This is a genomic window from uncultured Duncaniella sp. (assembly GCF_910577345.1).
In the GTDB taxonomy this organism is placed as follows: Bacteria; Bacteroidota; Bacteroidia; order Bacteroidales; family Muribaculaceae; genus Duncaniella.
In genome coordinates, this window is sequence record NZ_CAJTMT010000006.1 from 89,591 (window position 1) to 112,595 (window position 23,005).

The 23,005-nt window shown below is 50.4% G+C and carries 12 protein-coding genes and 1 tRNA gene; 1 reads left to right on the forward strand and 12 read right to left on the reverse strand.

Translation table 11 applies throughout. The features are described 5' to 3' along the window. Positions 1-121: 121 nt before the first annotated feature. The 9 genes from QZ310_RS04510 to menB all read right to left on the reverse strand — a co-directional run bounded on the left by QZ310_RS04510 (position 122) and on the right by menB (position 10,237). Positions 122-1,198: a DUF5119 domain-containing protein gene (locus QZ310_RS04510; RefSeq protein WP_297070815.1), complete on the reverse strand. Its 1,077-nt coding sequence runs from the start codon at positions 1,196-1,198 to the stop codon at positions 122-124. Next, the gene (locus tag QZ310_RS04515; RefSeq protein ID WP_297070817.1) at positions 1,195-2,490 is read right to left on the reverse strand and encodes a DUF3575 domain-containing protein; all 1,296 of its coding nucleotides are present in this window, start codon (positions 2,488-2,490) and stop codon (positions 1,195-1,197) included. The genes QZ310_RS04510 and QZ310_RS04515 overlap by 4 nt, the downstream gene beginning before the upstream one ends. A gap of 712 nt (positions 2,491-3,202) precedes the next feature. Beyond that, positions 3,203-3,287, reverse strand: a tRNA-Ser gene (locus tag QZ310_RS04520). Between the two features lie 299 nt (positions 3,288-3,586). Beyond that, positions 3,587-4,975: an NfeD family protein gene (locus tag QZ310_RS04525; RefSeq protein WP_297070820.1), complete on the reverse strand. Its 1,389-nt coding sequence runs from the start codon at positions 4,973-4,975 to the stop codon at positions 3,587-3,589. Positions 4,976-5,039: 64 nt separating this feature from the next. Continuing rightward, on the reverse strand, positions 5,040-6,146 hold the full coding sequence (locus QZ310_RS04530) for a lysylphosphatidylglycerol synthase transmembrane domain-containing protein (RefSeq protein ID WP_297070822.1): 1,107 nt from the start codon (positions 6,144-6,146) through the stop codon (positions 5,040-5,042). Continuing rightward, complete coding sequence (locus QZ310_RS04535; protein ID WP_297070823.1) at positions 6,127-7,311, reverse strand: glycosyltransferase; 1,185 nt, start codon at positions 7,309-7,311, stop codon at positions 6,127-6,129. Before QZ310_RS04535 ends, QZ310_RS04530 begins: the two co-directional genes overlap by 20 nt. 83 nt (positions 7,312-7,394) lie before the next feature. Continuing rightward, positions 7,395-8,360 (reverse strand): AMP-binding protein, encoded by a 966-nt coding sequence (locus tag QZ310_RS04540; protein WP_297070825.1) that lies wholly within the window; start codon positions 8,358-8,360, stop codon positions 7,395-7,397. Further along, on the reverse strand, positions 8,351-9,397 hold the full coding sequence (locus tag QZ310_RS04545) for an o-succinylbenzoate synthase (RefSeq protein ID WP_297070827.1): 1,047 nt from the start codon (positions 9,395-9,397) through the stop codon (positions 8,351-8,353). The genes QZ310_RS04540 and QZ310_RS04545 overlap by 10 nt, the downstream gene beginning before the upstream one ends. Positions 9,398-9,415: 18 nt before the next feature. Next, a complete protein-coding gene (menB, locus tag QZ310_RS04550) occupies positions 9,416-10,237 on the reverse strand; it encodes a 1,4-dihydroxy-2-naphthoyl-CoA synthase (RefSeq protein ID WP_297070829.1) in 822 nt (273 codons plus the stop codon). A 274-nt stretch (positions 10,238-10,511) separates the two neighbouring features. On the opposite strand from menB, the gene serB reads away from it, so the two are divergent. Then, positions 10,512-11,741, forward strand: a complete 1,230-nt coding sequence (serB, locus tag QZ310_RS04555) for a phosphoserine phosphatase SerB (RefSeq protein WP_297070831.1) — start codon at positions 10,512-10,514, stop codon at positions 11,739-11,741. A gap of 474 nt (positions 11,742-12,215) precedes the next feature. Here the strand turns inward: serB and hsdR are convergent, their stop codons facing one another. The 3 genes from hsdR to QZ310_RS04570 form a co-directional block, all read right to left on the reverse strand. Then, complete coding sequence (gene hsdR / locus QZ310_RS04560) at positions 12,216-14,663, reverse strand: EcoAI/FtnUII family type I restriction enzme subunit R (protein ID WP_297070833.1); 2,448 nt, start codon at positions 14,661-14,663, stop codon at positions 12,216-12,218. Next, on the reverse strand, positions 14,663-16,687 hold the full coding sequence (locus QZ310_RS04565) for an N-6 DNA methylase (RefSeq protein ID WP_297070835.1): 2,025 nt from the start codon (positions 16,685-16,687) through the stop codon (positions 14,663-14,665). The genes hsdR and QZ310_RS04565 overlap by 1 nt, the downstream gene beginning before the upstream one ends. A gap of 511 nt (positions 16,688-17,198) precedes the next feature. Continuing rightward, positions 17,199-22,934 carry an alpha-2-macroglobulin family protein gene (locus tag QZ310_RS04570; RefSeq protein ID WP_297070838.1) on the reverse strand — a complete coding sequence of 1,912 codons (5,736 nt, stop codon included), beginning with the start codon at positions 22,932-22,934 and terminating at the stop codon, positions 17,199-17,201. Positions 22,935-23,005 lie beyond the last annotated feature (71 nt).

The window sequence follows — 23,005 nt, forward strand, 5'->3', positions numbered from 1 at the left end:
GAGATTGCAGTTGCGGAAATCCGGTGTCAAGGGGCTTGCTTGCGAGGCTCCCCGTGGCGGTGGATCTGAAGGGAACGGTTCAATGGGGCGATTGGCGTCGGGGGGGAGAGGGGGACGGGAATCAGAGATAGACGTCCTGGAAGACTTCGCCCCAGTCGTCGATGTCGGGGTTGAAGGCGCCCGGCACGTCGGGGTTTGGTGGATCAATGGGGGTCGGGATGTCCAGTCCGTCGATGATGAGGTGGACATGGCGACGGTTGGGTGCGGAATGCACCTGTTCGGTTACGTTGAAGCGGGGGCTTTCAGATCCGAAGCTGTAGGCTTTGCCGTCGTTTGTCCAGACGTAGAGCATCATGCGGTGAGGGTCGGGGAGTTCGGCATGGTGGCCGAAGGTGATGAAGCGGCCGGTGATTTTCGACACTCCATCGCTGTAGGCTTCGAAGGGGAGTGTGACGGGCTTGCGTCCCAGTTCCTCTTCCGCCAGCATCAGGTTGGGTGCCATGCCGGAGAGGGATGCGGTTGCCTGATAGATATGCTCTATGTTGTTGACGTTGCGGATCTCGTAGGTGTAGATGCAGGTGAGTTCATGAGGATAGAGAGTGATGGTGTTTTCGGTGACGATGGGCGGACGCTCCATCCACTCTTCTTTGTCCTTTACGGGAACGCAGATGTAGCTGATTCCCTGTTCGGAAATCGTGATGTCGATTGCGGAACATCCCCACATCATGTCGGGACAGATGACCACATCTTCGTCCTCCGTTCCTTCCGCGCGTGGAATTCCTTTGTTTGACTGGTTGCCACGGGTGACAGATTCGAAGAGGCCACCGCTGCGGGTGTAGACTTCGTGGGTGGAGTGGGATTCCATGCCGCGGAAGAATACTGATTCGGTGTCGTTGTTGTAGGTGAGGAGACGGTAGCGGCCTGCGGCGATAGTGATTTCGCCACCTTGCAGACCTGTGAAGTCGAAGCGCCGGGTCTCCAGTCCCGGTTGCTCGGGATAGAAGAAAACGCACATTCCGTCGGGGCGCTCCGGATCCTCGCAGTCGCTCCAGTCGAATTCGAGACGCAGTTTCACCATGTGTTTATGGTGATAGCAGAGGTCTTTATGGTCACAGGCAGTGATGATTGCCATGAGCGGAAGGAGTAGCAGGACCGGTATCATCCGGCGCATGTGGAATGAGTGGAACGGTGTCATCATAGGTTACCTCCTTTCCTGTTGACTTTAGGACGGTTGTAGTTGTCGCATCCAAGAAGCCATACGAGTGAGATTTCCAGTTTTGTCGGGCCAAACCAATGGCGGTTGCGTGTCACTTGCCACACATAGTGGTCATCCATGGGAAGATATTCGTAGACGTGGCCTGTCTGGTAGCCTACGCCGAGAGAAAAGTCGATGTTGAGTCGGCGGGCAACGGGGAGTGAGAAGCCATATTCGGCGCTTATGCCCCAGTGGCAGCGGTCCCAGAGTGAGCCTGTAGGTTTGCCGCCCATATATCCTCGTTTGCCCCACTCGAAGTCGTAGGTGAGAATCTGGGCGAATATGCCGACGTGGTGACCGGTAAGTGGCTTGATGTGAGCGGCGTGTCCGAACCACCAGCGGGCATTGATGTCGCCTCCGTAGGCACGCCAATAGCGATGGCGGTTGTCGTTGTTCCACCATCCGTAGAGCCAGTTGCCGCCAACGGATATGTTTTTACCTACATAGAAATCTACGCCGATGTTAGGGAGGAGCAGGGCATCGAAGAGCATGTTGGTGCGTATGTCCATGTAGAATGGACGGCATGTCTCGACAATTGGCTCGGGCTCGGGTGCAGGCTCGGGTTCGGGTTCAGGGAGAGGCTCAGGTTCCGGCTCAGGCTCCGGTTCGGGCTCGGGAATGGGTTCGGGTTCCGGTAGTATTGTAATATAGTCGACGGTCATGCGCGATGCGCGGAGCTCAGGGAAGATATTGGTATATAAATAGCGGTAGGGAACTCCTGCACGGAGGGCCTTCAGGCGCTGGAGATGTCGGCCTTTGGACGGTGTGGCGCCATCGAGTTCAGCGTTGATTGTCTTTACAAGGGCTACCACTTCGTTGCGGAATGGGATGAGTGAATCAGCCTCACACATTCTCAGGAGTCCTTTCCAGTCGCGTCCGAGAAATTCGACTTTCATCATTGAGTCGGGTAGGGCAATATGGCGCGAGAGGGTCGAGAGGAGGGTGGCAGCGCGTTTTTCGGAGAGCCAACGGTTGAAACTGATTGATCCTTCCGGGGAGGCGGCACCGTAGACCGATATTCCTATGAAGTGTTTGGTCGGTGACTCCATTACTTCCTGCACACGTTCGACGAAGCCTTTGATGGTGGCCTCGTTGTCGTGTAGCTTGGGTATGAAGTCGATTTTACTTTGCCGGAAGAATATCTTCACGGAGTCAGCTTCAACGTCGGGTGTCGCGGCGTTGACTGAGCAAATGGCGCAAAGCAAAAAGAGTCCTAAACAAACTAACTTTTTCATGCGTAATAAAGGGGTTTTGTGGAGCGCAAAACCTCAATTTGCGATTTTCCTAACTAATTACCAAATGGCGGATGAAATTTTGCGAATGTGGGGCGAAACCGTGGATTGAGCCATCCGAACGGCGCACTGTGTATTTCATCCTCAGATACACTATAAATAAAATTGGTGGCAGTGACAATTATTTCGTAGCATGGTATCCATTGTGCTTAAATGAAGACAGCGCCGGATACGTAGCGAAAAAAACAGATGAAATCTGCCTCATGCTTCTTGGTATTAAGGCTAATTGTCAATGCCGGAGGCCGGATGTAGATTTTAGATGATACGCATTGTTAAAATGATTATCAAATAAGAGTTTTATATACGTTACCAAAAACTTAAAAGGTACTTGCCGGCGGCCTTCCAGAGGAGAGGAGTGTCTGATGTCAGTGTTTTGTCCTGTAGCCAAGAATTTTGTCACAATCCCGGTGCTTGCCGACGAACCCAGATGGCATGTTTCCATACGAGCGGAATATGCACTGCAAATTTAAGTTAAATATTTTAATTTGGCAAAATTTTTAACTTAAAATTACCTCGTGAGAGTTGATTTAAGATAAATTTAGTAAATTTTTTGCGGAGCGGGATGAAATGGGTGGGTTTCGGTTGGCGTAGTCAGTGCGGATGTCTTAGCAAAAGAAAAAGAGCTGTAAATGACATGTCATTTACAGCTCTTTAGCGGAGAGAGAGGGATTCGAACCCCCGGAGGTGTGACCCTCAACGGTTTTCAAGACCGCCGCAATCGACCACTCTGCCATCTCTCCATTGTGTCATCAAGTCTGTCGCTCCTGAAGGTTTCTCTTAATCTTCGTGTCGTGGAGTTGTTTCCTTTTGACGTGTGCAAAGGTAGGGGCTTTTTTTGAACTGTGCAAATTTTTGGATGATTATTTTTAATTTTTTGTCAAAATAGCACCAAAATAGCTGTAATGGCAGAATTATATATTATATATAGGTGGTACTAAATAATCCACATTTCTGATTTGTATTTCTTGAAATGTCAAGATTGGATTTTTTGGGAGTTCTGGAGGCATCGGTCTTGTTTCATTGCCGTGGAGGTTGGTAGTTAGAGCTCCCGGACGTAGATTTGGGCGTTTTCGTATTTGATGACGCGGACGCGGGAGGCGGCGTGAATGAAGCCTTGGGCGGCTACGGCATCGAGAATCTCGCCATTGATTTCCACCTTTCCGGCGGGGCGCATGTCGGTGACGGCTGAACCTTCGAGGCCGATGTAGCGTGCGGGCGACATGTCGACTCCGACGTAGCCGTCCTTCACCTGCTGTGTGAGTAGCAGTTCGGTGTGGCGGCGCACCCATTTCGGTCCGTAGGATGAGGTGAGATACCATATAGCGCCTATCGCGAGGACTACTCCGGCAATGAAGATGACCATTGAGCTCCAGACTGCATCTGCGTTGAGATGGGTGAGCGAGAAGGTGTAGTGTTCGATAAGACCTAAGATGACTGCGGCGCATACGCATGATATGCCTGCAATGCCGGTTATTCCGAATCCGGGGACCACGAAGATTTCAAGGACAATCAACATGACGCCAAGCACGAACAGAAGGATTATCCATGAGCTTGCAATGCCTGAGATATAGAGCGGGAGGAAATAGAGCACCGCTGCTATTATCGCGGCTGCCGAGGGGAAGCCCATGCCGGGGGAATGGAGCTCCATGTAGATGCCTCCGACAATAATCATGATGAGGATGGCCTGCACGGCGGGGTTGGTGAAGAAACCGATGAGGTGGTCGAGCCAGTCAGGTTTGTATTCCTGAATGGAATATCCGTTTTCGTCATATCCGAGGTGGGCCATCACATCCTTGACAGATTCAGCCTTTGCATCGGCATAGTGCCATTTGATTGCTTCATCGGTCGTGAACGTGAGGACGCGTGTCGAGTCAATGAGTCCGGGGACCTCCACACGGCTGTCGACCATCGCTTCGGCAATGAGCGGGTCGCGTCGCCAGTGTTCGACACCTGTCGAGTCGATGTATTTGCCGTGGCTTTCTGCGGTGGCGCGCATCATTGCGCGCATGTATGATTGGTATTTATCCGGCATGGCTTGTCCGTCAGCACCGTTGACAACCGTCACAGCACCCATCGAGGCCCCTCCGCGCATATAGACCGAGTCACATGCGAGAGCAATCAGCGCTCCGGCTGAGGCTGCGTTGTTGTCAACGAAACCGAGGACCGGACCGGGATAGTTGAGCAGGGCTGTGCGGATGGAATCGGCGTGGACCACTGAGCCTCCGTAGGTGTTGAGGTGTACGAGCAGCAGTGGTGAATTCAATCGTTTGGCCTCGTCGATGGCCTGTTGGGTGTAGCGCCATGTGCTCGACCCGATTTCATCGTCGAGACGCAGCATGTAGACGCTTGAAACTTCATCGGCGCGCAAGGTTGTCTGGCCGAAGAATATCGCGGCGAGGAGCGCGATGATTAGCCTGTGGGTTGACATTGCAGGAATCTGGTATTGAGAGGTTAATATTTTTGAGAAGGGAGCGCGGGAAATAAGATAGAGGTCATTTCTCCTGCGTGGGCGATGTTGAGGTTGCGGAAGCTTCTTCGGCACGTTTCCGCTTGATGCCTTGCTGGATCCATCCGGGCATTATACATGCGCCGATAAGGAGGTAGACGTAGTAGCTGATGATGCGCCAGAAAAGGGCGATGACGAGAGCCATGCCTGTCGAGTGGATGAGGTCGCCGTAGTAGGTCGTGAACAGCCATTCGCTGATACCGGCACTGCCGGGGGTGGGGCTGACCATGAGGCACACCCACACGATGAACTGACGGGCGAAGACTATGAGCTGGTTGGCCATCGGTGCGAAACCGAGGAAAAGGGCGTTGACCACGAGATAGCGCGACGACCATGAGAGGGCTGTGCCTCCGAAGGTTTCAAGCCACCAGTGGAAGGGGCGTTTGCGGAGGTCACGGCCGGTAGTCTCCATGTTGGAGCCGAGGGTATCCACCTGTGGCGCCCATTTTTTGAGTAGTTTGAAGTGGAAGAGCCAGTTGAGGAAGCGGTGGATGGCGTGGGGCCGTACAATGATGCCGAGGAAAAGGATGGTGGTCCATACGAAAATCACGGCATACACTCCCCAGAACACAGATTGCAGCCCGACGGTGAATCCTCCGTGACCGAAATCGAAAAGTTCTTTGTAGGGGACAATGAGCATGATAATCGGCAGCGAGACAACAAAAAACAGTTCGTCAAGAAAGAGGGTGGTCATCATCAGTGTTGTCGCGCGTCCGAGTTCTATACCCTCGCGGTTGAGGTAGATCATGCCCAAGGCACTTCCGCCGACAGCCGACGGGGTGACGCATGATGTGAATTCGCAGAGCATGTCGACTTTCCATGCCTTTGCCCATGTGAGCTGTCGGTCTGTGAGGGCGCGGAATCGCCATGTCAACCCGAAGTCACGACCGAGCATGAAAAGCCATGCGAGGGCAATGCATCCGATCACTCTGCCGTCGAAATGTATGGATTCCCAGACTTCAAGGTTGAATTCGCGTTTGAACAGCCACACGACCACGGCGAGGCCTATGGCTATCGGCAGAAATATCTTCCACACGAGATTCAGGGTCTGGCGACGGACGGATTCAGGTTTTTTAGTGTTTTGTATGCTCATGTCGGGCTATGATTTCGTCGTAGCGTTGAATAACTTCGTCCATGACATCGTGCCATGAACGTGCGAGGGTCCGGCTTGCTCCGAGACCTGCTGTGCGTTTCATATCCGGGTCTGATGCGACTTGCCGGATGACTTCTGCATATTGTTCGGGTGTACGGTCGGTTAGGAATCCGTTTTCACGGTCGCGGACAAGCTCTGCGGCCGTCGAGCCTTCGAGAAGGACCGCCGGGGTCTGCATCGCAGCCGCCTCGCGGACCACGAGAGGGGCATTGTCGTAGAACGACGGAAAGAGAAACAGGTCAGAACCGGCATAGAACCGGCGAAGTCGTTCGCGGTCGTTGATGACACCGTGGAATGTCACCCGGTCGGTCAGTCCGAGTTCCCTGACAAGCGCTTTCATGTCGTCAAGGGCATAGCCGGTCCCGATGAAGTTCATCTTGAACTTGACGCCGTCGAGGAGCGGGAGGGTGCGGATGATGATTTCGATACCCTTTTCGAGAATGTGTTGTCCGACAAAGAGAAGACCGATTTCATCATCGTCAAGACCGATGATGCGGCGTGATTCAATCTTGTAAGCCTCGACATCGTCAATACCTTCGCAAAAATCGTTGCCGTTCTCGACTACCACTACCTTGCCTTTGTAGCCGTATTCACGGATGGTTTCCTCGACGGCTGCCTGTGGAATCCATACTTCGGTGGCTGAGTTGTAGAATTCACGCAGACGGTTCATCTGATAGGTGACCATCGGACCCGGGAGTGAACGCTCAAGGTCGGTGCGGTATTTTGAATGGAAAGTGGCTATGAGTGGAATGTCCTGCCGACGTGCGGCATAGGCTGCAAGCCGACCGGAGGAGAAGGGACAGTGGGCGTGGACAAGACGGAACGGTGTGTTCCGCATCTTCCGCCAGATGAAGGGGTCGAAACGCGGGTAGCCGTAGCGGTAGGGGTGACGGTTGTAGATCGGGAGAGAGAAGTAGCGGTAGAGCTTGATGTCTTCTATGCCGGTGAAGCGAGGTGCCCACGGAGTGACGACACAGACATCACGTCCCTCCGCGGTCAGCCATTTGCAGTAGTTCTCGACGGTGAGGGTCACACCGTCAAGGACAGGAGGGAAGCTGTCGTTGAACAATCCGTAATACATCTTGGTGTCAGGGTCCGATCTCATAAATGATGAATTGAAGTGAGGGAAGCCTATTGGCCGGGGTACGATTACAAATATAACACTTTAAAGGGGATTGGAGGTTGAATTCAGTCTGAAATTTTTCTCCTTATGATTTTTTGTGACCGGGTAAGCTCGATTTGCGGGACTGTTATGATTGCTTTCGGAGCGCGTTTTGGTCCGGCCAGTTCCCTCACTCTGTCGAGCAGGTCGGCCGGAAGCCGGGTGGAGTCTGTAACGATGACTGCTTCCTCACCCCAGCGTTCAGACGGACGGGAGGTGACGTAGAAACGTATCGAGCTGTCAACCAATGGTGTGATGAGCTTTTCGATTTCCTCCGGGAAGATTTTTATCCCTCCGGAGTTGATGACGTTGTCGTAGCGTCCGAGCCATCGGAATTTTGTCGGCGAATGAAGTTCGACAATGTCATTGGTGATAAGTTCGTGAAATGAAAGCGTCTCGCTTTTGATAGACAGACAACCGCGTTCGTCGAGAGTGAAAGTGAATCCCGGAAGGGCGTCAAAGCAGTCATTGCCGAGTCGGCGGAGTGCCACATGGCTGCATGTTTCCGTCATCCCGTATGTAGCGTAAGCCGGAATCCCGGCTTTGAGAACTTCCCGTTCAGCTTCGGGCGCAAGCGGTGCCCCGCCGATTATCATTGCTTTGATTGTGGAGCGGAATGGCGATGCGAGGACCGCATCAACCTGCGAGGGGACTATCGGCAGGAGCGATATTTCACCGATGGTCGGAGGAATGGTGAGGGCAGGTCGGTTTGACGGCTCTTCGACGATGAGGTTGCATCCGGCTTCGAGTGCGCGCACAATCTGCATTTTTCCTGCGATGTAGTCAGGTGAAAGCGGGAGGTAGAGGGTCGAATTCTCGCATATACCGAAAAATTGCAGTGTGGCTTTCGCGGAAGCGCGCATGTCGGATTTCAGCAGTCGGATTTCCTTGGGGGTACCTGTAGAACCGGAAGTGTGGGCCACGACGTATAGACGGGAATCGCGCCATTCATCGATGAACTCCTTTGCATCCGGTGTGAGAATCATTTCCATTCCAATTCGGGGATTGTCCACTTGCCGTCCGGTGAATAGCTCAGTTTTTCACCGTGAAGGGTGAGCGGTGATGGGATATTGTTATGGTAAAGCTGTCCTGTGCCGAGTCCTTGTGGGAGTGACGGGTTCAGTGTGGCTACCCATTGGGCAATCGCGCTGAGTCCGATGTTTGATTCGAGTGCAGAGGTGGCCCACCATCCGCAATTCCTCTCTCCGGCCAAGGCAATCCATTCCTCCGATGCCTTGAAACCGCCTGTCAGTGTCGGTTTGAGTATGATGTAGGCGGGACGGATTGCATCGAGCATCCGGATTTTTCCTTCACGGTCGTTTATCCCTATCAGCTCTTCATCGAGGGCAATCAGAATGGGTGATGTCCGACAAAGACGGTTCATTGCCTCCCACTGACGGGCGCGTATGGGTTGCTCGATTGAGTGGATGTCGAAGCGGGCGAGTTGGTTGAGTTTGCCGATTGCTTCATCAGGGCGGAAAGCACCGTTGGCATCAAGGCGTAGCTGGATGTCGGGAGCTTCCTGTCGGATGAACTTCAGCAATTCAAGTTCCTCGTCGAAATTTATGCCTCCGATTTTGATTTTCACACAGGAGAAACCATCGGCAAGTTTGAGGGCTATGCGTTCGCGCATCAGTTCGCGGTCACCCATCCAGACGAGGCCGTTGATGGTCAGGACGCTTTCGCCTGCGGTCCATTTTGACGGAAATATGATGCGTCGTCCGCTGTTTTCAAGGTCGCGCATGGCTGTTTCAAGTCCGAAGCGTATCGAGGGATAGTCCGCAAGAAGAGCCGGATTTGCCGCATAGCGGTCAATGTCGCGACACACCTCCGACAGTTTTTCCTCATAGTCGGGACGGTCATCGCAACTGAGTCCGCGGAAAAGCCCTGCTTCCCCGAGGCCGATGGTGTCTTCGGCCACGGAGTTGCAGAGTTTGATGAAGTATGTGTCTTTCTGCCGCATCCGTTCGCGCGATGTTATTGCCGTGAAACGGAAGTCGAGCAGATATTTACACCATGTTGCTTTCAATGTTGTAGTGTGGATTTGTTAGCCGGGGAATTTGGGGAACTGGTCGAAGTCGGGAGTGCGTTTTTCAAGGAACGCGTTTTTGCCTTCTTGCGCTTCAGCCATGAGATAGTACATGAGGGTGGCATCGCCGGCAAATTCCATCAGACCGCGCTGTCCGTCGAGTTCGGCATTGAGCGCACGCTTTATCATGCGGATGGCCATCGGCGAACGGCTGAGGATTGTCTCACACCATTCGACGGTTTCGTCTTCGAGACGGTCAAAGGGGACAACCTTGTTAATCATGCCCATGCGTTCAGCCTCCTCGGCGGTGTACTGACGGCAGAGGAACCATATCTCACGCGCTTTCTTCTGACCTACGCAACGGGCAAGGTAGCTTGAACCGAATCCGGCATCGAAACTGCCGACCTTAGGACCGGTCTGACCGAAGCGGGCATTGTCGGATGCTATCGAAAGGTCGCAGACAACGTTGAGGACATTGCCGCCGCCGATTGCATAGCCGTTGACCATCGCGATGACTGGTTTAGGGATGGAACGGATTGCTTTGTGGAGGTCGAGGACGTTGAGACGGGGTACACCCTGCTCGTCGATGTAGCCACCGATACCTTTCACATTCTGGTCGCCACCCGAGCAGAATGCCTTGTCACCCGCACCGGTGAGGATGATGACACCGATGTCGGACGCGTCGCGGCAGTAGGCCATCGCGTCGAGCATTTCCTTGTTGGTCTGCGGACGGAAAGCGTTGTAGACGCGCGGACGGTTTATGGTGATTTTGGCTATACGGCCATATTGCTCGAAGAGTATGTCCTCATACTTCTTGATAGGTTTCCATTCTCGTTTCATTGTGAATCGTGATTTAGATTGATTGTTGGATGGAATGTTATATTAAAATCTTTTTTTGCATTTAAAGAACAAAACCCGATAGCTTGACGTATCAGGGGCTACCGGGATTCAACACTACAAAAGTAGTGTGTTTTAAGTGAAAAAACAAATCTCACAATAAAAAATTTGCACTACATTGCCGTTTCTTCAGAAATCCATATCTTTGCATAGATAATAATGCTTATACAATTCTCAAACAACGTTGGTCACACCCTCTAAACATTCTTATTGACTTATGGAAAAAGCTCAGCTCGAACTCATACTCATCAATATCTCAGGCCAGGATCATCCCGGTGTCACCTCGGCATTGTCCGAAATACTTGCGAAGTATCATGCCGGTATCCTCGACATCGGTCAGGCAGACATTCACCATACACTTTCGCTCGGCATACTCATCCGCACCGATTCTTCCGTTTCGGGCAACATTATGAAAGAGTTGCTTTTCAAGGCGACGGAGCTGAATGTCACCATCCGTTTCTCGCCTGTAAGTATAGAGGAATATGAGAAGTGGGTAGGGATGCAGGGCAAGGACCGCTGGATAATCACAATACTTGGCCGTCGTTTGACCGCGCGTCAGATTGCGAACGTTACGGCAGAAATCTCCGCGCAGGGAATGAACATTGATTCCATCCAGCGTCTGACCGGCCGAATGCCGCTCGGCGAGGAGGAGCAACCACTGTCGAAATCATGTGTGGAGTTCTCGGTCCGCGGAGTTCCGCGAGATGTGTCTGCCATGCAGGAGCGCTTCATGCAGCTTTCGCAGGAGGAGGAATTTGACATTTCCGTGCAGGAGGACACCCTCTTCCGCCGCTGTCGCCGACTGATATGCTTCGACATGGACTCGACTTTGATTGAAACAGAAGTAATTGACGAACTTGCAATGCGGGCAGGTGTCGGTGATCAGGTCAAAGCCATCACCGAGCGCGCCATGAGGGGAGAGATTGATTTCTGCGAGAGTTTCAAGGAGCGTGTGGCCTTGTTGAAAGGACTTGACGAAAGTGTCATGAAAGAGATTGCCGAGAATCTTCCCATCACTGAAGGTCTCGACAGAATGATGCAGGTGCTCAAGCGTGTGGGCTACAAGACTGCTATCCTTTCAGGCGGTTTCACATATTTCGGTAACTATCTGAAACAGAAATATGGGTTTGACTATGTCTATGCCAACGAACTTGAAATCGTCGATGGGAAGCTCACCGGACGTTATCTCGGTGAGATTGTCGACGGTCGCCGTAAGGCGGAACTGTTGCGCCTGATCGCACAGGTAGAGAATGTGAACATCGCTCAGACCATTGCGGTCGGTGATGGGGCTAATGATCTTCCGATGCTTTCCACCGCAGGTCTCGGAATCGCTTTCCACGCCAAACCGAAGGTCAAGGCCACGGCTGAACAGTCAATCTCCACAATAGGTCTCGACGGAGTGCTCTACTTCCTCGGTTTCAAGGACTCATTCATCTCCGAGAAATAAAATATTACTGTCCGCTAAAGTATAAGTATACTTTCCTAACTTCTTGAATATAGAAGTTGGGCATTTTTGGTGCTTGGCCAAGCCACTCTTAATGATTTTCGTCCGTTTTTGGAGGAGATTCCGCGACCTCTATAAGCATAATTTTGAGGTTGGCGTCGGGTTTGTTGAAGAATGTCTCAAGATTGAGATAACGTGAGTTAGACGAAAATTAAGTAGCTGAAAATTTGGTGATTAGTGATAAAAGTAGTAAGTTTAAAGTGCTGAATTTTAAACAAATACTTTTATCGCTATGCACACCGAGGACAAAGTTATTGAAATTTTCGTAATGGCGGATGAATTCTGTAAGATTCTTAACGCAATGCTTCGCCGTCGTGGTCTTGACCGGCCCAAAGATGGAAGGAAGTGTTGTCAAATGAAATGCTTTTTTTTCCATTTGATTATGTCAGATGCGTTACGTTGATTATTCTTGTACTTTCATGCACAGTACAACTGTCGCTGCAACTCGAAATAGTGGGCACGAATATCAGCCGGACTCATCTGCAATCTTTGTTTTGCATCACTCATAGAGTTGTACTTGATTATAATGAATGTCTTGAGATTATCCGAGCTGAGTTCTTTGAATCCGTTGTTGACATAATACTGCAGTATGAGGTTGTCAAACTCACGCTGCTCTTGGTTCAAATTTTCAACATACTGCTTTTTGACCATCTCAACACGCTTAGCCCTCTCAATAGGTGTTGAGTTGTATGCAATGTATTCCAGAACATCAAGCAAATCACACTTCTGCATTTTCAGCATGTTCTTTATCAAGTCCAGTTTATCTTCAGCAAAGCCGGCTTCATCCATAATTTTAAGTAAATGCTCACGGGTTTCCGGGTTTGACCATTTAAGACGCAAATCGTCTGCGCCAGAGAAGAACTCGGGAATTTTACCAAAGAGTTTCTTGACATATTCTTCAAGACTGATAAATTCGTCACCAAAGAAAATCTTTTGCTCCCACGTTGTTTCAAGTGATAACCGTCTTCTTGTCGATAGTTTAATATCAATGAGGTTTTTCTTGGAGCCTTCGCATGTGCAAGGCAGATTACCACACAGTGGGCATGGTTCTGGGACGCATACACATGGTATCTGACCACACTGAGGACATGGCTTGGGTGTTTTTGGTGGCTTTGATTTACAAGTACATGGCCAGTTACCACAAATGGGACAGTTGGTATCTCCATCCCAATCAGGGTCTTTGAACATTTCGCTTGCGCCTACGAAATCATATATGGTAAAGTAATACTTCTTGTCGAACAGACGTGTGCCACGACCGATAATCTGTTTGAATTCTACTATATTCTGAATAGGTCGCATCAATACAATGTTACGCACATTTCGAGCATCTACACCGGTGCTCAACTTGTATGAGGTGGTAAGAATTGTAGGTAATAATTTCTCGTTGTCTTGGAAAGTCCTTAATGTGGCTTCTCCCACTTCTCCATCATCTGCGGTTACTCGCTCACAATAGTTGCTCGCCGGACGTCCCTTATGCTTGTTGACCATATCTCGTACAATCATGGCATGTTTCTGTGTTGCACAAAATATGATGGTTTTTTCGTCGGGATCAATCTTCTGAAGAAACTCCATCACACGGTGCTCGTCTCGCTCCTTGATTTGGATTCTGCCGTTGTAGAAGTCAGACTCACTGTAAATTTTTTCGGGGTCAACCTCACCGCTCTTAACTAAGTCTCCGACTTGATATTTGTAATCATCAATGTTGCTCGTTGAAATATCCACTCGGAAAGGCACAAGGAAACCATCTTCTATACCTTGTTTGAGTGAATAGGTATAGACAGGGTCTCCGAAATAGGTATATGTGTTGGCATTCTCCTTTCTTCTTGGTGTGGCTGTCATGCCCAATTGATAAGCAGAATCAAAATATTCCATCAACTTTCTCCATTCGCTCTCATCATTTGCACCTCCGCGGTGGCACTCATCAATGATGATAAAGTCGAAGAAATCACGCTCATACTGCATATAGTATGGCTTATCTTGGCGACCCTCTGACAATTTAATTCCACGTTCTTCCGCCTTTTGAGCATTAGGCGAAGTCATCATTGTTTGGAAGATGGTAAAATATAGGTTTCGAGCAGTTGGAACTTTATAATTATTCTTCTTCAATTCCTTTGGCGTGATACGGCACATGGCATCCTCTGGAAATTGATCAAAATCGTTGATTGCCTGATTAGCAAGAATATTTCTGTCGGCAATGAACAGGATGCGAGGTGCTCGGTCAATCCCCTTTGTGTTCCACTTCGTTTGTGTCAGTTTCCAACAAATTTGGAATGCCGTATAGGTCTTTCCCGTGCCAGTTGCCATAGTCAAGAGGATACGGTTCCTTTGCTTGGCAACAGCTGAAAGTACATTGTTAATGGCAATCTCTTGATAATAGCGAGGCGTACGCCCACCACTACGGTTTAAAGCGCAAAGATTCAACTTGTCGCGCCATGAGTTTTCTTCGGGGAAAGTCATGCGCCACAAGTCCTGAGGCGTCGGGAAACTATCTACGTCGCTTTCCTTGCTCGGTATGATATATTCACCCTTACTGTTTTTGACGCCCATATCAATGAACCAAATCTCATCGCCATTGGTGCTATAAGTGAAGCGAATTTTCAGGGCATCGGCATAGAGTTTGGCTTGAGCAACCCCTTCCGCCACATCTCGTTCATCGCTTTTGGCTTCAATAACAGCAAGTTTTTGTCCCTTATATTCAAGAATATAGTCGGCTTTTTTAGGGTTCCTATGACCGGTGGTGGTGATACGACCGGGCGCAATATATGCACTCTGCTCCACAAGCACTTTGCTGCCGGGTACTATTCCCCAACCCGCCGTACTGAGTTTCGGGTCTATCTTATCGTGTCTTGTCTGAGATTCGTTCATTATTCAAATACTTGCTTTAGAAGTGATTGTTTGAGGGTATCGCACTCTAAAGAGAGCTTAGTAAAGTTCGATTTCAAGATTTCTATTTTCGCAAATGCGGTGTCAAGATATTCTACTATGCGCAGTTGCTCGGTAAGTTGAGGAATGGGAATAGAAGTTTCTTTAAGCAATTTGTAATGTCTTGCATAACCAAGATTTCTCAGCTTGATAGACTTAATTACATAATAGAAAAATTTCGAATCAATGTCATCTATTGGCAAAAGAATATGAGTGCCATCAGCTCCAATAACAAAATCGAAATCAATAAATTTCACATTCTTCGTATGGTCACCAAATACAACAACAGGTTTCTTGTGACTATAAACTATTGTTTCGTCATCCCAATATCCACTAATAAGTTCTGCCTCTTGGGAAACAATGGGGAATCTACCTGTTTCTAAATAATCCTTTGATTTTACTTGTGCTTGTTTGGGAACTTTTTGCAAGCATTTCTCAAAAGGAATATACTTCCACCCTTCTTTTGGAGTCATCATTTCGGTTAGGGCGGTTTGGAAGAAAGCTTGAGCATTGTTGAGGTTTTCCTCTATTTTTTTTAGTAGGGCGGTGCTCTCTTCGCTCAGATTAATCATAGTAGAAAGGATATCTGGAGGTGTCCGTTCGTCAACGACTTCAACTTTATTGGGATTTTTCACACTTAGATCGCAAGTATCATCAAGGTCATTGACGTTTAGATTCCATGAATGCGCACTTTCAGCTTTAGTCTTTTGCAAAGTGAGAAATTCTTCCAAATCGTCCTCGATGAGTGGTTTTGTCTTGGTGTAGTGCTTGTCAACTTGATAGTACCATATCTTCTCGGTGGGTTCACCCTTGGTGAAGAAAAGCACCACCGTTTTGACACCAGCACCTGTGAACACGCCACTTGGCAAGTCGAGGACGGTATGCAGATTGCAATTTTCAAGTAGCATTTTACGGATTGCACTTGCATCTCCATTACTTAGGAAGGTATTTTTGATAACGATACCCGCACGTCCACCAGCTTTCAAGGTCTTAATGAAGTGCTGCATAAACATGTAAGCGGTTTCAGAGGTGCGAATTTCAAAGTTTTGCAATACCTCTCCGCGCTCGTTGCCACCAAAAGGAGGATTGGCAAGGATGACATTTTTGCGGTCGCTTTCTTGGATAGTTGCAAGATTAGTTGCCAGTGTGTTGCCATGAGAGATATTTGGAGCTGATACTCCGTGGAATATCATATTCATGGTGGCGATAATGTATGGCAACACTTTTTTCTCCCTGCCGTAGAAAGTGTTCCTTTGCAAGGCTTCGTGGTCTTTAACGCTCTTAATCTTGTCCTTCATATAAATGAAAGCCTCACAAAGGAATCCCGCAGAACCACATGCAGGGTCATAGACGGTTTCTCCAATCTTTGGATCAACCACCTTTATAATGCCGCGAATCAATGGTCTTGGGGTATAATACTCGCCCCCATTGCGACCTGCATTACCCATGCGCTGAATGTTACTCTCATAGAGCACGGTCATTTCGTGCTTATCTTCGGCACTTTGGAAATGGAGTTCATCAATCATGTTGATAATCTCACGCATATTAAAGCCAGAACGAATTTTGTTATGCAGTTCGCCAAAGATTTCACCTATCTTATATTCAAGGGTGTCAGTTGTGGTAGCCGTGTTTTGAAAATCTTTGAGATACGGAAAGAGCTTTTGGTCGACAAATTGTACAAGGTCATCTCCACTCATGGCATTGACGGTGTCGAGTACCATCTTGCCTGTCATAGTGTCTTTCTTCTTTGGAGTCGCCCATTGGCTCCAGCGATAGAAGCCAGTTACCAAACGCTTGTAGGTCTTGCCTTCAAGTTCGGCTTCTTCCTCCCGTTCGGTTTCAAGGTCATCAAGGTATTTAAGGAACAACATCCAAGACTTCTGTTCCAGATAATCAAGCTCACTACCGCAACCCTGTTCCTTCCATAGGATTTGGTCGATAGCTTTGAAAGTATTTTCGTATTTCATAAGTTCATGCTTTTTCCTGATTTTCTTTCACAGAATAGATGAAGTCCTGACATTACTGCTGTGAGGCCGACCAAAGCCTATTCAGAAACTTCGGGACTTCTGTATATCTTTAATTTGAAGTTTTTTTGGTCTTTTCACAGTGCGAAGTAATATACAAAGTTACTAATAATCTTTCAGGGCAACCGCATCAGAATACATAATTTTTTAGCAGCTTAAACAAATATTCAGAATCAAGGGATGTCCGGACCAGCCGTTTCTGTACACTGTGCTTATCATCGGTTGCCTTTACTATCTGCAGAGCCATCTTGCGGAGAAGCGACAGATTTTGTGCGGCGTTCTTTTTTCTTGCGCGGCAGTCATTCTCATTGAAGGTTACATTGCTATCAAATTTTATTTTCCAGCCTCCAATTTGACTTATAAGTCAAAAATTACATACGAAAGCTACATAAACACTGACTATGTGTACTTATGTGGCTTTCGTATGTGTGTATATATTATTACCCTTTTGGGGTTATTCACCTACCGTGAGTTGCTGGCCGGAGGTGTGGGCGGTGAATTGGGGGGCGTATTGGCTCTGGGCGGTAGCTATGCCTGAGGCAAAGGTGCCGGAGTTGTTGACCCACATATCGTAGGTGAGTACATACGTTCCCTTGGGGAGATGGTCGATGAAGAGGCGGGTGGATGCATCGCGGTTTTCGCGATAGAAATAGATTCCCTCTGCGAATATAGGAGTTGGAAGCTGTTCCACCGGCTCGTAGCAGGCCGGACGTTCGTCGACAATTGTGACATAATCCATATCGCGGTCAACACGGAGAGTGAGCGTGACCGTCACCTTGTCACCGACTTTCATCTCGTCGGTATAGCTGCCGTTAATTGCAAACTGCTTTTCAATCGACAGTTCCGGACAGGCATGGGCCTTGACTGAGGTCATGGAGTCGGTATAGAGATAAAATAGTGCGCCCCACGATGGAGAGTCGCTTTCGCGGGTGACTTTCATAGAGCCCTTCGACTTGCTGTCGAGTGCGAGAGGTGTGCGGAAGTATCCGGTCATTCTCTCCACGTTGTCAGGTTCAACTTTCTTACCGGCGACGGTGATTTTAGCTGTGCGCGCAGGTTCAACCCACTTTGACGAGGTTGAAAGTATCGCTGCTGTGGCCGAAGAGGTGGTCACAGACGTACCCCAGTCCTTGGCTTCCTTCTGAAGAATGAGCCATTGACGGATTCTGTCGATGTCCTGACAGTCGGGGGCGACGGTGGCAAATGTCTCAAGAAGCATTGCTGTCGTTCCGACTTTGCCCATTGACCAAAGGGTCATGTTGTCGAGCGACGGCCACCACATACCCTTTTCCGGAGTGTATTCCGAATATTGGCGCAGCGATTCAAGAATGGTTCCTGCCACGGCCGCATTGGAGTTGTCGGCGAGAATCCGGGCATAGATACCCTTGTCGAATACCGATGCCGATTTCCAGTCGGCAATGATGCGCTGGGTGGTGGCGGTTATGATTGCGCTGTTGGCATTCGGAGCGCCTTTCATATCCTTGAAGCGTTCGCGGAGATAGACATAGAGTGTGAAATCGGTCTTCGGATACTTGCGGAAGGTGGTTGCAGCTTCCGAGTCAAGCCATCCGAGGGCAGAGCAGATCATTTTTGTCAGGTCGGCAGATTCGGGGAGATAGCCGAGTGAACGGAGTTGACCGAAGAGGAGAAGCACATTCTCCGTAGCCCACTTCGAAGCCTTCGTCCCATACGAATTCCACGCCCATCCGCCATTTCCGCGCACGAGTTTCTTAAGGGTCGCGATGTTGGCCTTGACGGTTGAATTGACGGTCTTCTCATCGAAGAGGAGTGAGAGACGGCTCATGCGTTCACTGTCGTTTTTCGCATCGAGCATCCAAGGGGTAGATGCAAGAAGTACTTGCTTGAGATCTTCGTTGCGTTCGAGCATTGATGTGAGGGTCCGGTCACTCTTGTCGCTTGCAGCCCATTCTTTGAACGCTTCGGCGATGACGGGATTATCGCGCAGGAGTCCGGTGGCAATAGCAGCAGAGAAAATCGAGGCTGCGGCTTCATTGGCGGTGGAGGCTTCGATGTCGAGAAGGCCGGGGAGGGCTGTCACGACATACCAGACCGGATTCTCGCAGAACTGGAGAGTCACACGGGCATTGGCCGGCACTTTCGGGAGGGCCATGCTGAAGTCTTTCTCATCGGGAGCGATGTAGAAGGGATATGTGTCGATGACCGGACTGACAGCCGGGAGGACAGGCAACAAGGTCTGCTCTCCATCGGCAAAACGGTCGGTCGACGACTTGATGCGGTAGCCGATGAACGGCGCATCGGTAGGAGCAGTCAGGGCAGTGGTCACGACTGCCGAGGAGCCTGCGGCGATTACGTTGGTCTCCGTATATTCGCCGATGGTCTTGCCGTCGGCAGCATTGAAAATCTCAACGCTGGTCTCGACTGTCTGCTCGCTGTCGCTTCCGTTCATTACAGATGCGTTAACGGTCACGACATCACCTGCGCGCACAAAGCGTGGGAGGTTCGGCTGAACCATCACCGGCTTGTTAGCCATGACATCGGCAGAGAAAGTGGTCGACATCAGCGAATCAGTATAGGCAAGGGCCTTGAAGCCCCAGGTGGTATTGACATTGGGAACGGTAAAGGTGAACGAGAGGCGGCCTTCACTGTCGGTCGTGAGCATCGGTTTGAAGAATGCCAACGGCACCTCACGGTCGCGGAAGGTGAATGGCATCTCATTTCCGGTTTCATTTCCGATACTTCCGTTCTCGGATTCTGCATCCTCGTCCATTTCGGTCTTTGCTGCAGCTCCGGTTCCCGCATCATAGCCTGCAGTGTCGGAATCAGCCATTACTGACATTGAAGTGTTGGCGGCAGCGGCCTCATATACCATCACCTCCTCTTTGTGCTCTCTGACCACATTCAAATCATCAGTGCCTGCCGACATCGTTGCTGCCGATTTGGCAAGCATACGGGTGCCGCGAATGCGGATAGTTGACGGAGAGAGTGACAGTCCGTAAGTGTTGAAATCCGGTTGCATCAGTTCGACAACCGAGAGATATTTACCGGGAAGATAGGTGGTGGAGGCGCGTCCGCGTGCGTTCATGTCAGACTGGTTCCATGAATAGTAATACTTCGCTCCTTGGGTGGCCGGATTGAATGTCCATGATTGAGAGGCGAGTGCATCGAGTGCAGTATTATACATGTCGAGTACCACGGCTGCCTTGCGTCCGTTCTCCGATTCGTCGACGATGCGGAACGTCCATGTCTCCTCGCTTCCGGGGATGAGACGGTCGCGGAAGGATTCGGTGACGAAGCGGATGCCTTTACGGGTGACATCACGGGTGAGAGTGATGCAGGCAGTCGAGTTGCGGTAGTTGCCGGTCACTGCAATTTCCATCACGGCCTCGTCAGTACCTTCGGGAAGATTGACGGGCAGATGCGACAATCCTTCGGGCGAGTTGACCCATTCGCGGGAGATGATTTTTGAATCAGTGTGGACTGTCACCAGAAGATTTGTCGGGCAGTCGACGGCGTAGAGCCATTCACCCTTGCCGTCAGCTCCGACAGTGACTTTTTCAGTAGGATACCACAGAAGTGTACCCGGGACGGGGCTTGTCTTGTCGGTGGGACGGTATAGGATGGCGGTCTGACTGACGGAATCCGCCAGACCTTTATCCGCAAGAGAGAAGCGGAACTCATATTTACCTGAGGAAAGACCGGAGAGGTCAAGTCGGGTGTTTTCAGACGAAAGCACACCGTCGAGAACCTTCACGGAATCGCGGAGGACAGCAACGTTGACAGGAAGATTGACGGTGGAGTCCTGATAGTTGACCACCTGCGCTTTCACTGCCGAAGTCGGAGCGGAAATGTCGATATTTGCCGGGACAGATGCGCGGATGATGTAGCGCGTACCCATCGAGAACACCGTTGATGCAGTCTGTGTCTCTCCGGCAGGAGAGAGAGCCGACATTGTTGCCGAGAATATGCCGTCTGGGATGGGAGTGATTGCAAGCACATCTTTGGGAATGGTCATTTCAATCCGTCCCTCCGCATCGGTGGTTCCTTCAAGGGTATGGAATTCAACGTTTGCTCCACGGTTCCACCACCAGCGTGTGCGGGGTGATACCGACAGATTGAGCGTGAGACGAGCATCGCCGACCGGGAATCCGGCGTAGGTTTCCACTCGTCCGCGCAAGGTGACATCGCCGGTCGCCGGATAGTCCTTCTCGACAGGATCGAGAATCACCCGGAAGGTCGGGAGTTTGTAGTCCGATACCATGAAGCTGACGGGGTCATACCTGTTGTCGATTGAGATGCAGAAGCGCCCCGACAGACAGTCCTTGGGGATATTGAAAGTGGCGGCTACGCGGCCAAACTCGTCGGTGGTGAGTCGGAGCGTGTCGATGGCTCTGTAGGAAGCGTCGCGCAGGATTGCAGAAACCTCCTTGGAGATTACCGGCCGATGCTCCTTACCTTTGTATTCATATATTATGGCCATCCAGTCCACGCTGTCGCCGGGATGGTAGAGCGGAAGGGAGGCATAGCCCGAAGCGGCTTGATACCATTCCGCATCTTTCTCAGTCGTTTGCGATGAGTAGACCCACACAGGTTGGGCGAAGCGGTCGCCATCTTTTTTCATATACACGTTGCCACGGGCTGAGATGTCGAGCGAGCCGTCAGCACCGGTGGTTCCGAGCGCTGTCAACGTGTTTGAATTGCGGTTTGCGTCATTGATGCTGATTTCCGCACCACTGACGGGCGCGCCGCTCATGGCATCAAGTGCCCACACCATGTTTTTCTCGAATCTTGATGCTCCGAGTGCATAGCGGGTCACGTTGATTTTGTCGTACCACTTGCGTCCGGTAGGGGTGACACCTTCGATTACGGCAATAGCGATGTAATTGCCAGGAGCCGCAAAGGTATAGTCAACGCTCACGTCCTCAGAGAATGGTATGGCGCTTCCTGCTGTAGCCTTCACGGGAATCACGGCCTCTGCTTTCATGGCCGGAAGACCGGTGCAGTTGTAGGAACGGTCGGTGAGAGGCGAGGAAGACACATTATATATATAAATCTTTCCACTCTTGACGTTGGAGAGCGAGACATTTATCTTCACAGCTGTGCCGGGAGCGGCAAGATCGGGGTAATCAACGCTCATTTCCCGCAATTCAAGATTAAGCTTGATGTTTGAGAGACTGTTTTTGCGTGGATATGCAGGATAGGATTTGAGATTATGGCTGATGGCTTCATAGAGCCATTTACGGTATGCCTGCTCGGTTGGCATTGCAATGAGGATGTCGCCGGAATATTCCGAAGACTTGTTTTCCTCGTAGAGCGAACGCAGAAGCTCGAATTTCCTTTCAGGAAGCGAACGCATGTCATCGTCGGTGGAGGTATAGACGTGCGACGTGATGAAATTCAGCCTTTCAATGTCAGCGTTGATGAATGGGGCTGAGCCTGAGGGATGAAATTTCAGCAAGGAGGCATAGATTTCAAGAATCTTTGCCACTGTCGGGTCGTATTTCGAGAATGGAAGTGTGACGTAGAGGTCATGACGGGTCAGCAGACCCCACGAGAGCAGCGACCGGACGCGTCCGTTGGATGTGAGCAGTTCAAGTGCCTGCGAGGCCACGAAATCGTAAAGGGTAGGATAGTAGATTGCACCGAGCCGGTTGATACCCAAGGCCCCTTGATCTTTCCGGCGCTCAGCACCGAAGTCGATGACGGATGCGTAGGTCTTGACAGGGGCTGCCTTCAGTGCGTCCTCATAGAGAAGCGCGCTGTTGACGAGCGATGCGATGCGGTTGCGGAACTGCTCGCCGCTCCATTCGTTGTAGTCAGCCGGGAGTGGTGAGAGCGGGAGGTCGCGGGAGTCATATTTCCAGCGAGAGGATGAATACACGGCTGAATATATGTCGGCCTGCAGGGTCAGGAGCATGGCTTTCAGCAGAGGGTCGGATGACGCGGTGCAGATGCTGTCGATTTTCTCCACGACTCCAACGCCGTTTGATGCATCTATCTTCGTCTGAGCGAGATAATAGTCGAGCAGTGCGCGTGTGATTGCCGGCCCGTCGGAGGCGTCGAGGGCTTTCGCCAGAGCCTTGGAGGCATCGGCGCTGACTGTCTTTGGATACGCGAAATCAGGGCGTTTGGGTGTGTTTGCGTTCATCTCTTGACCGAGAAGTAGGGATATGAACGTAAACAGTAGGATGAAAATTCTACCGGTACGCATGGTTTATGTAAAATTTGGGAGATTAGAGAAGTGAAGACGTGAGTTGTAATGAAAACGTCCTTAAAGGGTGT